Here is an 18,631-nt window from a genome sequence, read left to right as displayed (position 1 = left end):
ATATGGAATGAGTGAAGGGGGAAACAACGATGAATAAAGCTCAAGCGTTTGCGGCTAGTCTGGGCCTGCCGGACAAAGAACAGTATCAGCTCGCGACAAGCGTAAAAACATTTGAAGATGGAGCCCATTACCGTGTGGAAATCCCTTCGGTAGAGGGCCCTGCAATTATGGAGAGCGTCATTGCAGAAGCCAAGAAATTTGGACTAACGGTCAACCGCGTCTCTCAGGGCAGCGGAATTATGCTGTTAAGCGATTCCGAAATTAACGATATGGTTCAAATGGGCAGGGCGGAAGGGATGGAGGTATGCCTATTTGTTGGGCCGCGAATGAGCTTCGATATCGGAGCGATGTCTCTTAGCAGCAGCGGAAAGCTGCTAGGCGGGCGGCACGCCGGAATGGATCAGCTGCTCTATGGATTGGAAGAAATATTTCGTGCGGCTGAATTAGGCATTCGAAGCGTTCTTGTGGCGGATGAAGGCTTATTATGGCTGATCAATCAAGCGAAAATCAAGGGACAGCTGCCAACCAATTTAGTCGTTAAGATTTCAGCGCTGATGAGCCCAACCAACCCTGTAAATGCTCGGATTTTTACGGAGCTTGGCGGGACTACTTTGAATTTGCCTGGCGATATTACTCTGCCGCAGCTGTCATCGATTCGAACCGTGGTTGATGCTCCGATCGATCTCTATATTGAGTCGCCGGACGATATGGGCGGTTTTATCCGCAACTATGAAATTCCGGAAATTGTAAGAATCGCTTCGCCAGTTTATCTGAAATTCGGGCTTCGAAATGCTGTTAGCGTGTATCCGGCGGGTATTCACAACAAGGAGCTGGCCATCGCGCAGTGCAGGGAGAAAGTGCGCAGAGCTCATTTGGGCATTCAAGTTCTCGATCGATATCATTCGTCTGCCATTCAATCCGACAAGTTTGCCGAAGGGCTGGGAATTCCCTCAGTGCACTAATGCGATAACCCAAGGGATGGAGTGAATAGAGAAATGGCTACAGAGCAGACCTATTTAAACTTTATTGATGGAAAATGGAGCGTATCCGCAACCGGAAGGTTGACGGAAAGCATTAATCCTGCGAATTCGTCTGAGATCGTCGGATATGTGCAAGATTCCAATGAAGCGGATCTTGATCTTGCGGTGAATGCCGCTAATCGTGCTAAAGAAGCATGGCGCAGGCTCCCGGGCGCAGCGCGGGGCGATTATCTGTTCAAGGCAGCCAACCTTTTGGAGGCAAGACTGGAAGATATAGCTGGAACTATGATGCGCGAGATGGGCAAGACCCTTGCGGAATGTAAAGGTGAAACGGCTCGTGGAGTTGCCATTCTTCGTTATTATGCCGGGGAAGGCATGCGGAAGACAGGTGACGTTATTCCTTCAACTGATCATGAGGCGATCATGTTCACCACTCGAGTGCCTCTAGGTGTCGTAGGTGTCATAACGCCGTGGAATTTTCCGGTTGCGATCCCGATGTGGAAAATGGCACCGGCGCTTATTTATGGTAATACGATTGTCATAAAACCAGCCATTGAAACGTCGATTACGGCAGCAAAGCTGCTTGCATGCTTTGAGGAAGCAGGCTTTCCGCCTGGTGTTGTCAATATGGTCACAGGTGACGGTGCCTTAATTGGAGGCGGTATTGCCAATCATTCCAATATTCAAGGTATTACCTTTACGGGGTCCAATAAAGTAGGGAAGCAGATTGGCCAAGCGGCTCTTTCGCGTGGAGCCAAGTATCAATTGGAGATGGGCGGTAAAAATCCGCTTATCGTCGCTGAAGATGCTAACCTCGATCTTGCGGTAGAAGCAGCGATTAGCGGCGGTTTGAAATCCACGGGACAAAAATGTACGGCTACGAGCAGGGTCCTCGTGCAAGCCTCTATTTATGAAGCGTTCCGGGCGAAGCTGCTGGATCAAGTCAAACAATTGAAGCTGGGAAATGGGAAGGATTCCACCACATGGATGGGGCCTTGTGCCAATGAAAAGCAGCGTAATACCGTTCTTTCCTACATTAATAAGGGAATCGCGGAAGGAGCGAGCCTTCTCTATGGCGGAAGCATACCGGAGGATGAGGAATTGTCGAATGGCTATTACGTGCAACCGACCGTCTTCGAAAAGGTAACTGTGGATATGACGATTGCCAAGGAGGAAATTTTTGGCCCGGTTCTGGCGCTCATACCTTTTGTGGACTTGAAGGAGGCTTTATCGCTGGCCAATGACGTGGAATATGGACTGAGTGCCTCTATTTATACACAAAATATTAGCCATATTCTGACCTTTATCTCTGATATGGATGCAGGCTTGGTACGCATAAATGCGGAAACGGCAGGTGTGGAGCTGCAGGCACCATTTGGCGGAATGAAGCAATCCAGCTCGCATTCGAGAGAGCAGGGGCAAGCGGCAATCGAATTTTTCACCTCAATTAAAACCGTTTTTTTGAAAGCTTAATGTAAATAGGAAACAAGAAAGTCCCAGTGAAGCAAGAGTTCACTGGGACTTTTTAACTTAACTCTCACAGCTTGAAATTGGTAGTAGCGGAGAAGGCTGCTATAAGTTGCCGTCGTAGTTTTTTTTGTTATGCGGCACACGGCTTGTGTCAACCCGCATTGTAGTTTTTCTGATATTGCCGCGGTGTAAGCCCCGTCCACTTCTTGAAGGTTGAGCTAAAGTGACGTTCCTCCTGATAGCCTACCAGTTTGGAAACCGCATAAATTTTATAGCTTTGGCGCAGCAGCTCCTTCGATTGCTCTACGCGGTATTGATGCAAATAGTCAAGGAAGTTAACGCCAAGCTCTTGCTTGAACAGCGAGCTTAAATAGGAATTGCTGACGAAGGTTTCCTTGGCAGCAAGCTCTAGTGTGAGATTTGTATTGTACTTTTGCTTAATCAGCTCAATGGTAGCATGCACAGTACGATGCAGTGACTTCTGGTTCGATACAGCCTCGACGATGCTTTGCACGATTTTTTGCAGGACGACGGAGCAGTCATCAAGCGTCTCCATGTTAGGGATTTGCTCGATCCAGTTCACGAAGCTGTCCTGCCATTCAATAGAGGCAACTTTGCGCTCTTGGGCAAATTTTTGCAGCTCTAGAATAAGACTTGTGGAGCGCAGATGAACCTCAGCTTTGGAATAGCTCGAATTGTTCCGAATATGCGACATGCTCGCTTCAATGGCATCGACTGCCTGCTCATAATGCTCGTTCTGCAAAGCGAGAAGCAGATCTTTCTCGAGTCGATGCAAATAGGCATCGTCTAGAATGGAGCTTTTGGCATCGGTCTGCTTACCAGCCTCGGCATGAAAAAATATGCCGCCTCTTCCTTGATAGAATCTGGCTTCCATCGCTTCAATCGCTTGCTGGTAACCGATATGCGCATTATCAACCGAAGCAGCAGCTGAGCTGATTGATATGCTAATCGAGAGCTTTAGATAAGCTTCAAGATTAAGCTGGAGCTCCTTCATAGCACCTTCAATCGCCTCGTTGGTCGTGTTTTCTGGATAATTTCCGATCCATAACATCTCGTCGCCATGGCGAAACACCTCAAGCTTGCCATCGTACAACGGCCGAAGGGTTTCACCTGCAATATTTAGCAGCGCATATCGTATAAGCTCTAAGTCACGCTTGGATGCGGTGACGTTCTGCGCCTTGTTGGAGTCAATGCGGATCAGACCGACTTGAATGGGTCCGCACGAGAGCGTCATGTCCACTTCATTCATTACGCTGGACCGATCCTCCAGAGGCATGAGCGGATGCTGAACCCATTGCGATAAAATCTGATTTTTGAGCAGATGAAGGTTGCGATTCCAGCTGCGGTTAAGGGCATTTAAAGCTTTATCTTCATTTTCGGATTGTTCAATTTTTTGCTTTAAGTCCATAATTACACGAATAATATCGTGCGGCATACAAGGCTTTAAGAGGTAGTCGGAAACGCCAAGCTTGATCGCTTCCTTGGCATATTCAAACTCATTGTAGCCGGTCAGTAGCACAGAATGAAATTCATGGCCGGCTGCTTTGGCTTCACGAATAAGGTCAAGACCGTTTAGAAAAGGCATACGGATATCGGTCAGCAGCAAATCAGGGGGATTGTTATGAATCATTTCCAAAGCCTGTTTGCCATTCTCCGCTTCTCCGGCAATCTCAATGCCATACAGCTTCCAGTCGACAAGTGTAAGAATGCCTTCTCGGAACGATTGCTCATCCTCTGCAACGATCATTTTAAGCACCATTTCCATTGCCTCCTTGTTTAATTCGAAGTTGCACCCTTGTGCCTAAGCCTTCCTTGCTTACGATCTCGAATTCTGCCTGTTCATAAAATAAAGCGAGCCTTTCCTTGATGTTAGCCAGTGCCATCCCAGAGTGAGCGTCATCCGTTTGCAAGTTGCGCATTGGCTCCTCTACGGTTGGTTGATTAAGAAGATGTACCTGCTTCTCCGGCATGCCAGGTCCGTTATCGGTGACTTCTAGAATAATAAGCGAGTCCTCTGTATAAGCCTTGATGTGAATATGTCCATTTCCGCCTGAGGGCTCGATGGCATGGATAATCGCATTCTCGACGAGCGGCTGCAGGAGCAGCTTAGGCATACGAAAGTGCTCAATCGAGGGCTCCAAATCAATCTCAAAATTAAACCTCGTCGTAAATCGTTTCTTTTGCAAAAATAAATAGTTTCGTACCAGCTCGATCTCGTGCTTCAGCTCTACAAAATCGTTGCCGCTATTAAGGCTTAGTCGGAACACCTGGGAGAGTGAGAGGACCATCTCGGATATTTCTTTATCCCCCTTCTGCACGGCGCTCCAGTTTATCATATTTAAAGTGTTGTATAGAAAATGTGGATTAATTTGCGACTGCAGCGCCTTCAGCTCGGCTTCCTTCTGCTTCAGTCGCGAAGCATATACGTCATCAATTAAGGTTTTGATTCGTCCAACCATCGTATTGTACAAATGGCCTAGTCTGCCGATCTCATCGTTGCCGTTGAAGTGTACCCTCTGCGTAAAATCCCCCGTTTGGAGCGCCCTCATGGAGAACATCAGCTTTTTCATCGGATTCGTAATAATGCGGGCAATGACCCAAGAGACAATAATCGTGATGAGCGTAACGATCGCCATGATCGAGAAGGTGACGGAGCCGATATGCTTCAATTCGAGCACCAGCTTGCTGCGATCTTGGATAACGACAGTACGCCAGCCGGTAATATCCGATAAGGAATCTGAAACGATATAATGTTCATTTTCCTTAAGCAGCGCTAATCCTTCTGCGGGTTCGATGGCAGCTGTATCCATCTGATCGAATACGGGCAGCATTGTTATCGGTTTGCCAATCATGCGCAAATCAGTTGAGGCGAGTAGGGTGCCTTGATCGTTCATTACAAACTGTGTAGCTTCCTCATCGTCATGATATAAGGATTTGCTTAGCTTATCTGCGTCCATCCCTATAATTAAAAGGCCGCTTCGAACATAGTTGTAAAAGTTTTTGTACGGCTTCACTAAAACGATCTTGTGATGGGTGTCACCAAGCAGAATACCATCCGAAGGGTAAAACATATCCCATATTTGTCCTGATTCTGTATTAGCGAGCCTCTCATAGTAACGCGTTTTCATAAAACGCTCAAGGCTGATAGCGCTTGCAATACCGGTCTGTGTAATCGCAAACGGCTGAGCGGGCACATCATCCTTCGTAGAGGGATAAAGCACTAGCGATTGGATCGTTTCGCCGGTAACCATAAGCGGCAGCAAATTTTTGAACACTTGATCACGGCGCTGCTGCGTGTCGCCATTCATAACCATGCTTTGAACGGTCGGATTTAGAAACAAGTAATTAGAGAAGCTTAACGTGTTTTTGGCAAAATAGTCGAGTTGATCCTTTGTCTTGATCGCCATGTTCATTTGAGATTGATGAAGCTTATCGACCACTTCTCCCGAGGCAATGTAATAAGAATACAGCCCGGTAATCCCAACGGTTGCAATCAGAAGGGGAATGACTAAGGTAAGCAGTTTCCGTTGCAGCGTAATATGTCGAAAGGGAGTAAAAAAGGATCGCATCATGTTCACCTGTAGCATTCAGATTTGTGACTTCAGTATACCAAGAAATAAATCCAGTTAGGCTGATTTTGGGAATGATCCAAAAAATGAGGCATCTATTCTTAAATTTGGATCATATTTTGTCGCAGATATAACACGTTATAATGGGGACAGAACAGGGAACGCCTGCTCAAATAAAAAAAGGTGGGGTAGCGATGAGAAAAATATGGATTTCGCTAGTAGCAATAATGATGGTTTTTACAGTAGCGGCATGCTCCGGCAATAATGGGAAAAACGGAAGCAGCGAAGCGACGAATAGTCCAACTAATGCAGCAAAAGAAACGGAAGCGCCGAAAGAGAAGGAGCCGGAGCAGGTAACGCTTAAGTTTTTCACAGCGCTGGCTGACCGCTCTAACGGAGCAGGTAAAATCGAGCAAGCAATCATTGATAGTTATATGGCAGAAAATCCAAATGTGAAAATAGAAGTAGAAGCGCTTCAAGATGAGCCTTATAAAGCGAAAATTAAAGTATATGCATCAACAGATGCAGTACCTGACATTATCCAGGCGTGGGGCCAAACTTCTTTTATTAAACCTTTGATCGATAACAACATGCTGCTTGAGTTAAATGAAGCAGATTTTGAGAGCAGCAACTTTGTACCAGGTGCAAAAGATGGATTCTCCCAAGACGGCAAGCTATACGGATTGCCGCGCGGTACAGATTTCTTGGTTATCTACTATAACAAGAAAATTTTTGATGACAATAACTTAACGGTTCCAACAACAACGGCAGAATTGCTTGAAGTATCCAAGCAGCTGAGAGCAAAAGGCATTAACCCGCTTGCAACGAACGCAATGGAAGGCTGGTCACTGCCAATCTGGTTTGAGTATGCAGCACAGCGCCACACAGGCAATTTTGACAAAATGGATGCGGTATTGAAGGGCGAAGCTAAATTCTCGGGCGACGCTGACTTCCTTGCAGCAGCACAAGACATTGCTGCACTGGCAGAGAACAAAGCACTTGCAGATGGCTTCATGACAGCAGATTACGGCACTTCCCGCAACTTGTTCGGGCAAGGTCAAGCGGCAATGTTCGTGATGGGTAACTGGGAAGCAGGTCTTGCAACAGACGAAAACTTCCCTGAAGATTTCCGCAATAACGTAGGAGCGATCTCTTACCCGGCTTCTGACAAAGGTAAAGCAACAGATGTAGCTGCATGGTATGGCGGCGGTTACTCCGTATCGAAAACATCGAAGCACCCTGAAGCAGCAGTCGCTTTCTTGCAATATTTCTTCAAGCCTGAGAACTGGGCGAAGCAAGTATGGCAAACAGGATCAGGCACTCCGGCTCAGAAGTTTGATCAATTCCTGACAGGCAACGAAACAGCGCTTCAAAAACAATTGGTTGGCATTTTCAGCGCAATGACTTCTTCCAGCGGTACACCGGTACATGATAACGGTACGGATGAATTCAAGACAAAAGTAATGGAAGCTCACCAAAAGCTGTTTGGAAAACAAATTACACCTGAGCAGTTCTTAACAGAAATGGACGCAGCTGTCGGTGTTCTGAAGTAAACAAATGAGCTAGTTAGCTGATGGGGCAGCCGAATTCATTCGGTCTGCCCCGCCTTCTACCAAAGAGAGAGCGGGGAGAACCATGCACAAACTGATGAGCAATCGCATCACCATTTTTTGGCTAGTGGCACCGGGTTTTATGCTGTTTCTCTTCATGGTTTGCTTTCCTATCATTATGAGTGCATATTACGGTACGACGAATTGGACAGGAATCGGTGCTTACGAGTTCGTTGGACTCGAGAATTACCAAAAGATTTTGTTTCATGACAGCGTTTTTTGGCGTTCATTGCTTAATGCCCTACTGCTGCTTGCAGCTACGCTTCTGATTCAACACCCGATTGCGCTTTTGTTCTCCATATTTGTGATGCATGCAGGAAAGCTAGAGAAATGGTTTCGGGCTATCTTTTTTATACCAGCAGTGATTTCAATCGTTGTTACTTCGAAAATGTGGGTAAGCGTATTTCATCCGAACTTTGGGATGTTAAATAAATTGCTTGAGGGCGCCGGCCTAAGCACCTGGAAACAGGATTGGCTGGGCGATTCAAATATTGCCATTTGGTGCATTATCGTTGTGGTCATGTGGCAAGGCTTTGGTTATGCGCTTCTGCTTTATTACGCCGGGCTTCAAGGCATACCAAAGGATCTATATGAGGCGGCAGAGCTTGATGGAGCTGGAAGAGTGAAGCTGTATACGCGCGTTATCATTCCACTTCTCTCGCCAATGGTTCGAGTTGCAGTCGTCATCGCGGTTACGGCTTGCTTAAAGCAGATGGAAACCGTATTCCTTATGACGAACGGAGGACCTGCCAATACGACACAATTTATTGGTAATTACCTTTATAAAACGGCGTTTTCCTCGTCGCTGTACGGCTATGGAAACGCAATATCCGTTGTGTTCGTTATCATTTGTCTCATTATTACGGTAGCGATGAACAAAGCGTTCAAAAAAGATGTTGGTGAGTTTTAATACTCACCCTTGTATATGCACATTTGGTATATGAATTATTTTAGGAGGCATGCCCGTGGAAGCTCTTGCAGCTAAGACCAATCGCCAAGCGAAAAACGGCAAGAAGAAGGACGCCGCATCGCCCGCATTAAAGGTCATTCTTCATCTCGTTTTATGGGTCGTAGCGCTTCTGCAAATTTTTCCGCTCATTTGGCTCATCAATTATTCCTTTCTGAAGAGCGGAGATTTTTTTGGCAGCGGCATATTAAAGTGGCCCAAAACATTTGAGTGGAATAACTATGTGAATGCATTCAATTACGGGAGCGTTCCAAAGTTTCTATTAAACAGTGTTTTTATTACGACCGTAACCATCTTGGTTGCTGCATTTCTAGCGCTTATGCTCGGGTACGCGTTCACGCGGATGGAATGGAAGCTGCGCGGTCCTGCGATGGCGTTCATTATGCTCGGTATGATCGTACCGATTCATGCGACTTTGCTGCCGAACTTTATTTTGTTCGACAAGCTGAATCTCATTGATAATCCTTTGTCCTTGATCCTTCCTTACATTGCTTTTTCGCTGCCAATAAGCTTGCTCATTATTTCGGGTTTTCTTGAAACCATTCCGAAGAGCATAGAGGAGTCGGCGGTTATGGACGGCTGTTCGGTCTATGGCGTTATTTTCCGAATTATTATGCCGATGACGAAACCTGCCATTGCGACGGTTTGTATTATGAACTTCATCAGCTGGTGGAATGAATTCATTATGGCCAATACGTTTCTAACATCCGAGACTTTCAAGACGCTGCCATTTTCCATTATGAAGTTTACCGGTCAGTACTCATCCAATTATGGCGCACAGTTCGCGGTAATGACCATCATCGCTTTGCCGACAGTTATCATCTATTTATTGTTTACAGAGCAAATGTCACGCGGAATTACGGCTGGTGCAGTTAAGGGTTAAATGAGGAGAGTATAAGGAGGCTGAGGAAGCGTGCAAACACCTGTTACGGCAAATGCAGCAGTAAAGAGCTCGCGAAGAGAGAAACCGCTGTGGCGGCGGTTTCTTGCGCAATGGCAAGTACAGCTCATGATATTTCCAGCACTGATCTTTATACTCGTTTTTAATTATTTTCCGATGTACGGTGTCTTGATGGCATTTCAGGACTACAGCTTATTTAAAGGTTTTTTTGGCAGCACATGGGCGGGTTTTAAACATTTCGAAATGTTTTTTAACTCGCCGGATTTTTATAGAGTTATTCGGAATACGATTGTGATCAGCTTGCTTAAGCTGGTCATTAACTTTCCGGCTCCGATTCTGCTTGCCCTGATGCTAAACGAAGTAAGAAACATGGCTTTCAAAAGAATCATTCAAACGATCAGTTATTTGCCTCACTTCTTATCATGGGTCATTGTGTCTGGCTTTACGATCTCCATATTGTCCGTGGATAACGGCAGCTTAAATATTTCACTGCAAGCGCTTGGTCTTATTGATAAGCCGATTAATTTCTTGTCGTTGCCCGAATATTTCTGGGGAATTATCGTGACGACGAATTTGTGGAAGGAAATCGGATTTGCAACGATTGTTTATCTAGCAGCTATCGCTGGCGTGAATCCCAGCTTGTATGAAGCGGCTTCTATTGATGGTGCCAGCAAATTTAAACAAATATTTTTGATAACGCTTCCATCGATTACTCCTGTTATTATTATTTTTCTAATTCTGAACATCGGAAGTTTATTGAATGCAGGGTTTGATGATTTGCTCTTGCTCGGCAGAAGTGCGATGCTCCGAGATGTGGCGGACGTCATCGATACGTATGCTTACCGGGTAGGCATTATTAATAACCGCTTCTCGTATGCGGCGGCAGTTGGTCTGTTTAAAGCGATTATAAGTGTAGGCTTGCTGACGATGGCAAACTACATGGCTAGGAGAGCAGGTTCAAGCCTATGGTAATTCAGCGAACTTCTATTAATATTCAGAAAAGTGGTGAAGCCTAGTGAAGCTGAGCAGCAGCGATAAAGTATTGCAGGTTTGGATTTATATTTTACTAGTGCTACTTGGACTCGCTACGCTGTACCCGTTCTGGAACTCCGCGGTGATCTCCTTTAACGAAGGGCTCGACACGGCAAAAGGCGGAATAACGTTATGGCCAAGGGTGTTCACGATTGATAATTATAGAATCGTATTTCAAAATAACCGGATTATTGATGCGTTCCTAATCTCGGTGTCCCGTACCGTTGTCGGCACGTTGATCTCTATTTTCTTAACGGCTATCTTCGCTTATGGCTTGTCCGTTAAAGGCGTTATCGGAAAAAAGTATTATATGATCTTTGCGATTATTACGATGTATTTCAGCGGGGGGCTTATTCCCTTTTACCTGCTGAACCGCGAGCTTGGCTTAATGGATACGTTCTGGGTTATGGTCATTCCGACAGCGGTAAGCGTGTGGAATATGATTATATTCCGTACCTTCTTTATGGGGCTGCCTGATGGACTAGAGGAATCTGCGAAGATCGATGGAGCCAGTACGTTTGGAATCTTTTTCAAAATCGTTTTGCCTTTATCTGGACCTGTATTGGCAACGCTCTCACTATTTACGGCTGTCTATCACTGGAATGACTGGTTTACAGCTACGATTTTTATTAATGACGCTAAGCTATATCCGATTCAAACTTTACTGCAGCAAATTATGAACTCCAACACGATGAGCGAGCAGCTCTCGATCGCTTCACAAGGAAGCGGTGCTGCCTCAGATGCGTTAAGCAGAATGCAGAGTGTGACGAGCAAATCCTTAACGATGGCTACGATGATGGTAGCGACGATTCCTATCGTTTTGGTGTATCCGTTCGTACAGCGTTTTTTCGTAAAAGGCGTAATGATCGGCTCCTTAAAGGAGTAATGCGGGTATTCGACCTTAGCGCTTTGGTGTTGGGTATGAGTATATATATTAAAAATTGGGAGGTTTACGAACATGAAAGGAAAAAAGCTGTTAACTGTGCTTATGACCGCTGGTCTTGCCGGTACTGTGCTTCTAGCTGGCTGCTCCAGTAACGACGGCGGAAAATCAAGCAATTCGGGCAATACAGGTAAGGAAGGCACGAATAAAACAGAGACTAGCAATGGATTCGTTTTGGGAGAAACACCGGTAAACTTTTCTTATTATGTTCATTATGATTGGTGGACTACGGAGCCGTGGGGTGCTAATCCGAATAGTAAATGGGTACAAGATAATTTAAAAGTAACCGTAGAGCCGATTCAATCCGGCGGCGCTGCAGCGCAAAAGCTGAGCACGATGATTGCGTCGAAGGAGCTTCCGGGTGCAATTATGATGGACCGGGGACCTGAAGTAGAACGATTGAGAGCTGCGGGAGCACTTGTTCCGCTGGATGATTATATCGACAAATATCCGAACCTGAAGAAATGGGCAGGCGAAGAGACGCTAAACATGCTCCGCTCGAGCGACGGCAAAATCTATCAATTCCCGAACTGGTATACAGCAGCGCCTACGGGCAACGGCGGCTGGTTTGTGAACAAGAAAATTTACGCAGACCTTGGCTCACCGAAGCTTGAAACAATCGATGATTTGTATGCTTACTTAAAGCAGGTCAAAGATAAATATCCGGACGTGATTCCATTAGAGGTAGGCGGCAACGGCTCGGGCGTTGAGGTCATGTTCCCTAGCTTCCAGGAGGGTGCAAACGGTGCGTTCCATTCGATGAAAGCATATCCTAACGGGGATAAGTTTGATACGATTTACAACAACGAAGCTTGGAAAGAAACGATGCTGTTCGCAAGCAAGCTATTTAGAGAAGGCCTTATGACACAGGATGCGATGACTCAAAAGGATGATCAGGTAAAAGAGAAGCTTGCAACGGGCAGAGTAGCTGTATTTGTTGGCGGTAATGCGACTAATGTGGGACGCGAAGGCCATAACGCATTAAAAGCAAAAGATCCAAATGCAGGTTATGAATTTATTTGGCCAATTGCTAAATCAGGATTGGATAAAAACAAAATTTATCCAAACGGTTATAACGCACTAGGCTGGAACGTTAACGTCATTACAACAAGCGCTAAAAATCCAGAAGGTATTTTTGCGTATTTGGATTGGATGACGGGCGAGGAAGGCACTCGTATCATGTTCTTTGGGCCAAAAGGCTTGTATTGGGATGAATTTGATGCGGATGGCGCACCGATCCCGAACGACAAATGGTTCAGCACGTCGCAAGAAGAGAAGGACAAAGATAAGCTGGAAGCCTATGTATGGGCAGGAAACGCAACCTTTGTAGATACGAGCAAGCAAAAGATCGAGCAAACGCTGCCGGAAGAACAACGCAACTGGGGTTCATTGGCACAGCTTAACATTGCATGGAAAACATCGATGAATATGACGCAATTCAACAACATCGATCCGGCTCCAGAAACGGATGAAGGAATCATTAATCAGCAAGTGACGGAAACAGCTAACGAGTATTTCGGAAAAATTCTGTTCGCGAAAAGCGATGCAGAGGTGCTTAGCTTGATCGAGGAAGCGAAAAAGACTACAACATCGCTTGGCTTCGATAAAGTTAACGAATACCGTACAGCAAGATGGCAAGAAAACCTTGCTTTGATTAACGGCAAGTAATTGTTGTAAATGAGCGAGCTCAGGAGGGCTGCTCCTAGGTAGGATTTTACCTAGGAGCGGGCCTTCTTTTTGTTGTTGTAAGCACGAATGGGTTTCTACAACAGTATTTCGCACGTTCGCCAACGCCGAAATGAAGGTGTAAGCACGTATACGTTCTTACACCGGACAAACTGAGATTACTTTGTGGCTGTAAGCGCAAATAGGTTCCTATAGCAGTGTTTCGCACATTCGCCAACGCCGGAATATAGCTGTAAGCACGTATACGTTCTTACACCGGACAAACTGAGGTTACTTTGTGGCTGTAAACGCAAATAGGTTCTTACAGCAGTGGTTCGCACGTTCGCAGACGCCGAAATGAAGCTGTAAGCACGCATACGTTCTTACACCGGACAAACTGAGATTACTTTGTGGCTGTAAGCACAAATAGGTTCTTACAGCAATGGTTTGCACGTTCGCCGACACCGAAAAGAAGCTGTAAGCACGCATTGATTCTTACAATTCACAAATATAATTCACATGCAATAGCCCTTTCGAGTCATGTTTTTACCCTCCCTATCGAGGGAGAATAGGAGATAGAAAAAAGTAATATAACCTATGGAAGCCGAGGCGAATGATGTGGAAGAGGATTTGGCTAAGAAAAAATCATTTTGGTTGTTTGTGGCTTGGGCTGCAGCAGTTTTGGCGACGGCGGGAAGCTTGTATTTGAGTGAGGTTATGCATTTTGCACCATGCAGCTTATGCTGGTTCCAGCGAATATTCATGTATCCATTGGCACTAATACTAGGCATAGCCTACTCTAAGGGAGATGAAGGCATCGTATCGTACGCACTGCCTTTAGTTGTAATTGGTGGAGGCTTCTCGCTTTATCATACAGTGCTGCAAAAGCTGCCGCATGATTCTCCGCTTGCCGCATGCGGCCCCGTTTCTTGTCAGGGAGACTATTTGAACTGGTTTGGATTTATTACCATTCCAATGCTGGCTCTCGTGGCTTTTTTGATCATTTTGACGGCGCTGCTTCGCTTGAAGAAGCTAAATAAACAATCATAATTTCATGAAAAAGGCAGCTGAGCAGCTCAAAAAATTGAGTGCACAGCTGCCTTTATTGTGATTGCTTATTAGGCTAAGCGCATATCGTCGCAGAATCATTTCTCTAACGAACTGTATTATGCTTATTATGATGAAAACTACTTTTCTTTCATTTTAACGAACCGTATTAGCGCTATAGGTTGATTTATAGGGTGTCATGAGTCAATTTTCTCAAAATAAAGATTCTGGAGTTCGTTACAATTTTAATCCATAACAAATGGTTTAATTAAGACTTACTAGGTTCGTTAGCTATATGGATGAAAAGGGGAGGACATTGTTCTGCCTAAGCTCCATTAAAAAAAAGCAGAAGCTGTTGCAAGCGTAGATCAATCTACGCCTAGAACAGCTCCGTTTACGCCTCGGCTTAAAGTTGTTTCAAAAATTCAACAATCGTCAGAAGTCCCTTGTCAAAGTTCTCAAGGTTGAAATGCTCATTAGGAGCATGCAGATTTTCGTCTGGAAGCCCGAAGCCCATCATGACGACAGGAGCGCCTAATACACGGGAGAATGTCTCGACGATTGGAATCGAGCCGCCATCCTTCGTGAAGAGCGCGCGAGTGCCATATACTTTTTCGTAAGCATCGGCTGCCTTTTGGAGCATTGGATTGGATGGGTCCATGTCGAAGGCACGTGCTTTTTCGCCGCGTTTTATAATTAGCTTGGCACCGGACTGAACATGCGATTCCAGGTGAGTTACAATACGCTCTAATATTTGAGCAGGGTTCTGATCGCCAACTAGACGACAAGTGATTTTGGCGTGAGCTTCTTTTGGAATGACCGTTTTCGAACCTTCGCCTTGGAACCCGCCATAAACGCCATTTAGTTCAAGAGTTGGCCTTGCGCCTGTACGCTCAACAAAGGAATAACCTTCTTCCCCGTACAAAGCGTCAAGATCGAGATTTTTTCTTAATTCTTCTTCATTATGATTTTGCTTTAGGAACTCTTCACGCATAGCAGCGGAAAGCTCTGGCACACCTTCATAGAAACCTTCGATTGAAACTCTGCCTTGATCATCATGCAATGAGCTCAGCAAGGAAATCATGGCGTGAAGGGCGTTCGGAACGCCGCCGCCGAATGTACCCGAATGCAGATCGGTATTGGCAGTAAGTATCGTTACTTCAAGGGAGCACAGTCCGCGCAGCCCAGTAGAAATAGCAGGTTTTCCTTTTTCAAGAAGCGATGTATCTGAGATGACAATGACGTCAGCCTTCAGCTTATCCGCATTCGTCTCCATAAAGGTTGGCAGATTAGGGCTTGAAATTTCTTCCTCGCCTTCAATACAAAATTTAACGTTGACTGGAAGCGCATTTTCTTGGTTTAGAAGCGCCTCAACCGCCTTTACATGCAGGAAAAGCTGGCCTTTATCATCGGTTGCACCACGAGCATATAATTTGCCATCGCGGATGGTTGGCTCAAAAGGAGGAGTCTCCCAAAGGTTAAGCGGATCTACAGGCTGCACATCATAATGGCCGTAGATAAGTACTGTCGGTTTGCCTGGTGCATGGATATGCTCGGCGTACACGATGGGATGCCCAGCGGTAGGATGGATCTCCACATTCTCAAGACCAGCCTTCTCTAATTTGGCTGCAACCCATTTGGCCGCTTCATTCATGTCGTTTTTATGAGTGGATAAAGCTGAAATACTCGGGATCGTCAAAAACTGCTTCAGCTCATCCAAATGTTGTTCTCTTAGGTTCTGAAAATAGGATTCATAGCTCATTGGATAGTTGCTCCTTACATTTGGTATAGACTAAGTATACGTCTACAAGCGAATAAGTAAAACAGCTGCAAAATTTAATTCGTGTATTGCGGGCAGCAAGCAGCAAAAATAGTGGAAAGCAATCTGTTATCTGCGTTTATAAATAATTAGTATCAAGCAAAGAAATAAATTGTTTGGCCGCAGGGGAAAGATGCTTATTCCTATGATAGACATAACTAATTCCTCTATTGAATTTTACTCCTTTAATGTTCACCTTCACCAATAAGCCGCTTTTGATCTCCTGTTGAATAGCAAAGCTAGAAACAATAGATACCCCAAGCTCATGAATAACCCCTTGTTTAATTCCTTCTAAATTGCTAATTTCCATTTGTGTAGGAAACTCAAGCCCGTACTCAGCAAATTTTTTCTCTAAGTAAATGCGTGTTGCTGACTTATCGGGTTTAATAATTAACGTTTCGTTGACCAAATCTTCGAGTGTGCACTCTTGTTTATGGGCAAGCGGGTGCAAGGGGTTCACAATTAAGACAAGCTCATCCTCGTAAAAGGTTTTACGCTGAAAACGGGATTCATCGATTTCAATACGATCAGAAATAATTAAGAACTCTACTTTGTTGGATTCCAACATATGAACAAGGTGATTTGAAGCTGTAATGTTCATGTTTATTTTAATCTGCGGAAATTTTTTGGTATAACCTCTAAGGATCATAGGAAGCAAATAAACGCCTACAAAGTTGCTCGCACCAAACGATAAAGTTCCGTATGACAAGTCTTCCAGCTGCTTAATATGGTCTTTGGCTGTATGAAGCAGGTTAATAATTTGCTCTGCGTATGGCTTGAAATTCTCTCCCTGTTTCGTTAAATAAAGCTTCTTGCCAATTCGATCAAATAGAGGAACGCCAAGCTCTTCTTCTATACTTTGAATTTGCATGCTTACCGATGGTTGTGAGCAGTAGAGAAGTTCCGCTGCTTCTGTAAAGTTTAAGCATTCTGTTAGCGTAATAAAGGTCTGAAGTTTATTGATGTTCATTTCTACGACACCTTTCGACTTATCATTTAAAATCAATCTATAACAAAACGTTATGGTTATTCAAAGTTAATCAAATTGTATTATATTTTCCGGTTTTATAAAATGAAAACGGTAACATTATTAGTTTGAGGAGGATGCAAGATGAGTGAAGTCTCGCGAGATGTAGAAAATGAGACTAAAAAGCCGCCTATGAAGAAAAAAGGGAAGCTTGAAGAAGGGATGCAAAGATTTGGTATTCCACTTGCACTTATTGTGGGGCTGCTTTTGTTCTTTATGCCTACACCGGAAGGCATGAGCTTAGAAGCCCAAAGAGCAATTGCAATATTTACAGGAGCATTGATTTTATGGATTACGACTCCGCTGCCTATTTACTTAACATCTATCATCGCTATTTTGCTTCTTCCGTTAGTAGGAGCAGTTGAAGATTAAGAAGTGGCATTCGGTACGTTAGGATTTGATGTGATCTGGCTGATGGTTTCCGCATTCATCCTCACTTCCGCCATGATAAAATCAAATTTGGGTAGACGCTTATCCTTATGGATGGTCACGCAGTTTGGTAAAACGCCAAAAAAGACATTGTTTTTATTAATCGTTATTAATTTTATTTTAGCTTTTTTTGTTCCTTCAACTACAGCAAGAGCTACGCTCATGGTGCCTATATGCTTGATTTTATTAGAGGTGTATAAAGCGCTGCCAGGTGAGAGCAATCTTGGAAAAGTAATGATGCTTCAAGGCGTGCAAGCAGATGCACTTGCTACCTCGGGTGTTATGACAGCTACTTCTGGCAATATCATAGCTGTTGGTTTCATCAATGAACAAGCGGGCGGCGATATTGGTTATATGGATTGGCTTCTCGCCTCTATGCCAACTGCAATTATTACGATGATGATTACGTTTTTCATTGGTTTAAAGCTCTTTTCCATCAAAAGTGAATCCCACTTCGATCATGCGAGGGATACGTTAAAAAATGAGTTGCTAAAATTAGGCTCCTTCTCTTTAGATGAGAAAAAGGCAGTAACGATATTCCTCCTTACGGTGGCATTATGGGCTACAGGAGATTACCATAGCGCTTGGTTTGGCTTTGAACTCAGTACGGAACAGACAGCTGTACTCGCAGCGCTTCTCTGTTTGCTTCCAAGAGTAGGTTTGTTGACCTGGAAAGAAACGAACATCAAATGGGAGCTCATGATTTTTGCAGCAGGCGCTTATGCAGTAGGGAATGCATTGGATAAATCCGGCGGCGCAGAATGGATTATTGGAAAAGTAGTTGCTGCGCTCGGATTGGAAAGCATGAATCATGTTTGGGTATATGTCGTTGTCGTATTCCTTAGCATGTACAGTCATCTTATATTTACGAGTAAAACAGTGAGGGTCACTATATTAATACCAGCATTCATCGCTTTAGCAAAAACGCTCGGCATGGACCCTGTGCCTCTCGCATTAGCAGCAGCTATGACCATGACTTATACCATTACACTTCCGCCGCATTCGAAGGTAAATACGATCTATTTTGGAACAGGATACTTCTCGGTGTTGGATCAAGTGAAATATGCGGTAGTTACTTGTTTCGTCGGGGCATGCGTAATTAGCTTGGCGATCTTTACTTGGTTTAAAGTAATCGGAATATAGAGAGAGCA

General features: G+C 44.7%; 13 protein-coding genes and 1 pseudogene. 10 read left to right on the top strand and 4 right to left on the bottom strand.

Annotated elements, in window-relative coordinates:
* Positions 1-29: 29 nt before the first annotated feature.
* Positions 30-962, top strand: coding sequence for a hypothetical protein (locus tag AC0VYE_RS29860; RefSeq protein WP_475444375.1), 933 nt, complete (start codon positions 30-32; stop codon positions 960-962).
* A 33-nt stretch (positions 963-995) separates the two neighbouring features.
* Positions 996-2,453, top strand: a complete 1,458-nt coding sequence (gene gucD / locus AC0VYE_RS29855) for an alpha-ketoglutaric semialdehyde dehydrogenase GucD (RefSeq protein WP_475444373.1) — start codon at positions 996-998, stop codon at positions 2,451-2,453.
* A gap of 148 nt (positions 2,454-2,601) precedes the next feature.
* Here gucD and AC0VYE_RS29850 read toward each other — a convergent pair whose 3' ends face one another.
* The gene (locus tag AC0VYE_RS29850; protein ID WP_475444371.1) at positions 2,602-4,230 is read right to left on the bottom strand and encodes a response regulator transcription factor; all 1,629 of its coding nucleotides are present in this window, start codon (positions 4,228-4,230) and stop codon (positions 2,602-2,604) included.
* A complete protein-coding gene (locus AC0VYE_RS29845; RefSeq protein WP_475444369.1) occupies positions 4,220-6,043 on the bottom strand; it encodes a sensor histidine kinase in 1,824 nt (607 codons plus the stop codon). The genes AC0VYE_RS29850 and AC0VYE_RS29845 overlap by 11 nt, the downstream gene beginning before the upstream one ends.
* A gap of 191 nt (positions 6,044-6,234) precedes the next feature.
* On the opposite strand from AC0VYE_RS29845, the gene AC0VYE_RS29840 reads away from it, so the two are divergent.
* The 7 genes from AC0VYE_RS29840 (at position 6,235) to AC0VYE_RS29810 (ending at position 14,208) form a co-directional block, all read left to right on the top strand.
* Positions 6,235-7,593: an ABC transporter substrate-binding protein gene (locus AC0VYE_RS29840; protein WP_339205059.1), complete on the top strand. Its 1,359-nt coding sequence runs from the start codon at positions 6,235-6,237 to the stop codon at positions 7,591-7,593.
* Between the two features lie 82 nt (positions 7,594-7,675).
* The gene (locus AC0VYE_RS29835) at positions 7,676-8,560 is read left to right on the top strand and encodes a carbohydrate ABC transporter permease (protein WP_076267347.1); all 885 of its coding nucleotides are present in this window, start codon (positions 7,676-7,678) and stop codon (positions 8,558-8,560) included.
* A 55-nt stretch (positions 8,561-8,615) separates the two neighbouring features.
* Positions 8,616-9,500 carry a carbohydrate ABC transporter permease gene (locus AC0VYE_RS29830; RefSeq protein WP_441885103.1) on the top strand — a complete coding sequence of 295 codons (885 nt, stop codon included), beginning with the start codon at positions 8,616-8,618 and terminating at the stop codon, positions 9,498-9,500.
* Between the two features lie 126 nt (positions 9,501-9,626).
* Positions 9,627-10,490 (top strand): ABC transporter permease, encoded by an 864-nt coding sequence (locus tag AC0VYE_RS29825; protein WP_083681842.1) that lies wholly within the window; start codon positions 9,627-9,629, stop codon positions 10,488-10,490.
* Between the two features lie 43 nt (positions 10,491-10,533).
* Positions 10,534-11,436: a carbohydrate ABC transporter permease gene (locus AC0VYE_RS29820; RefSeq protein WP_076267345.1), complete on the top strand. Its 903-nt coding sequence runs from the start codon at positions 10,534-10,536 to the stop codon at positions 11,434-11,436.
* A 72-nt stretch (positions 11,437-11,508) separates the two neighbouring features.
* Positions 11,509-13,161, top strand: a complete 1,653-nt coding sequence (locus AC0VYE_RS29815) for an extracellular solute-binding protein (protein WP_475444365.1) — start codon at positions 11,509-11,511, stop codon at positions 13,159-13,161.
* 594 nt (positions 13,162-13,755) lie between these two features.
* Positions 13,756-14,208: a disulfide oxidoreductase gene (locus AC0VYE_RS29810; protein WP_430063411.1), complete on the top strand. Its 453-nt coding sequence runs from the start codon at positions 13,756-13,758 to the stop codon at positions 14,206-14,208.
* A 403-nt stretch (positions 14,209-14,611) separates the two neighbouring features.
* Here the strand turns inward: AC0VYE_RS29810 and AC0VYE_RS29805 are convergent, their stop codons facing one another.
* Positions 14,612-15,967: a dipeptidase gene (locus AC0VYE_RS29805; protein WP_076267342.1), complete on the bottom strand. Its 1,356-nt coding sequence runs from the start codon at positions 15,965-15,967 to the stop codon at positions 14,612-14,614.
* A gap of 136 nt (positions 15,968-16,103) precedes the next feature.
* Positions 16,104-16,994, bottom strand: a complete 891-nt coding sequence (locus tag AC0VYE_RS29800; protein ID WP_475444362.1) for a LysR substrate-binding domain-containing protein — start codon at positions 16,992-16,994, stop codon at positions 16,104-16,106.
* Between the two features lie 141 nt (positions 16,995-17,135).
* Between AC0VYE_RS29800 and AC0VYE_RS29795 the strand changes: the two are divergent.
* Positions 17,136-18,623, top strand: a pseudogene (locus tag AC0VYE_RS29795) (SLC13 family permease).
* Positions 18,624-18,631 lie beyond the last annotated feature (8 nt).

Source organism: Pristimantibacillus sp. Z349TD_6, assembly GCF_056173205.1.
The sequence above is the reverse complement of the archived record's forward strand: the minus strand, read 5'-3'. Positions and strand labels throughout refer to the sequence as shown.

What these genes read in the sequence shown, in the direction of transcription:
- AC0VYE_RS29845 (WP_475444369.1), bottom strand. Translation starts at nt 6,043, where the DNA reads ATGATGCGATCCTTTTTTACTCCCTTTCGACATATTACGCTGCAACGG.
- gucD (WP_475444373.1), top strand. Translation starts at nt 996, where the DNA reads ATGGCTACAGAGCAGACCTATTTAAACTTTATTGATGGAAAATGGAGC.
- AC0VYE_RS29850 (WP_475444371.1), bottom strand. Translation starts at nt 4,230, where the DNA reads ATGGTGCTTAAAATGATCGTTGCAGAGGATGAGCAATCGTTCCGAGAA.
- AC0VYE_RS29840 (WP_339205059.1), top strand. Translation starts at nt 6,235, where the DNA reads ATGAGAAAAATATGGATTTCGCTAGTAGCAATAATGATGGTTTTTACA.
- AC0VYE_RS29805 (WP_076267342.1), bottom strand. Translation starts at nt 15,967, where the DNA reads ATGAGCTATGAATCCTATTTTCAGAACCTAAGAGAACAACATTTGGAT.
- AC0VYE_RS29835 (WP_076267347.1), top strand. Translation starts at nt 7,676, where the DNA reads ATGCACAAACTGATGAGCAATCGCATCACCATTTTTTGGCTAGTGGCA.
- AC0VYE_RS29825 (WP_083681842.1), top strand. Translation starts at nt 9,627, where the DNA reads ATGATATTTCCAGCACTGATCTTTATACTCGTTTTTAATTATTTTCCG.
- AC0VYE_RS29810 (WP_430063411.1), top strand. Translation starts at nt 13,756, where the DNA reads ATGGAAGCCGAGGCGAATGATGTGGAAGAGGATTTGGCTAAGAAAAAA.
- AC0VYE_RS29860 (WP_475444375.1), top strand. Translation starts at nt 30, where the DNA reads ATGAATAAAGCTCAAGCGTTTGCGGCTAGTCTGGGCCTGCCGGACAAA.
- AC0VYE_RS29815 (WP_475444365.1), top strand. Translation starts at nt 11,509, where the DNA reads ATGAAAGGAAAAAAGCTGTTAACTGTGCTTATGACCGCTGGTCTTGCC.
- AC0VYE_RS29800 (WP_475444362.1), bottom strand. Translation starts at nt 16,994, where the DNA reads ATGAACATCAATAAACTTCAGACCTTTATTACGCTAACAGAATGCTTA.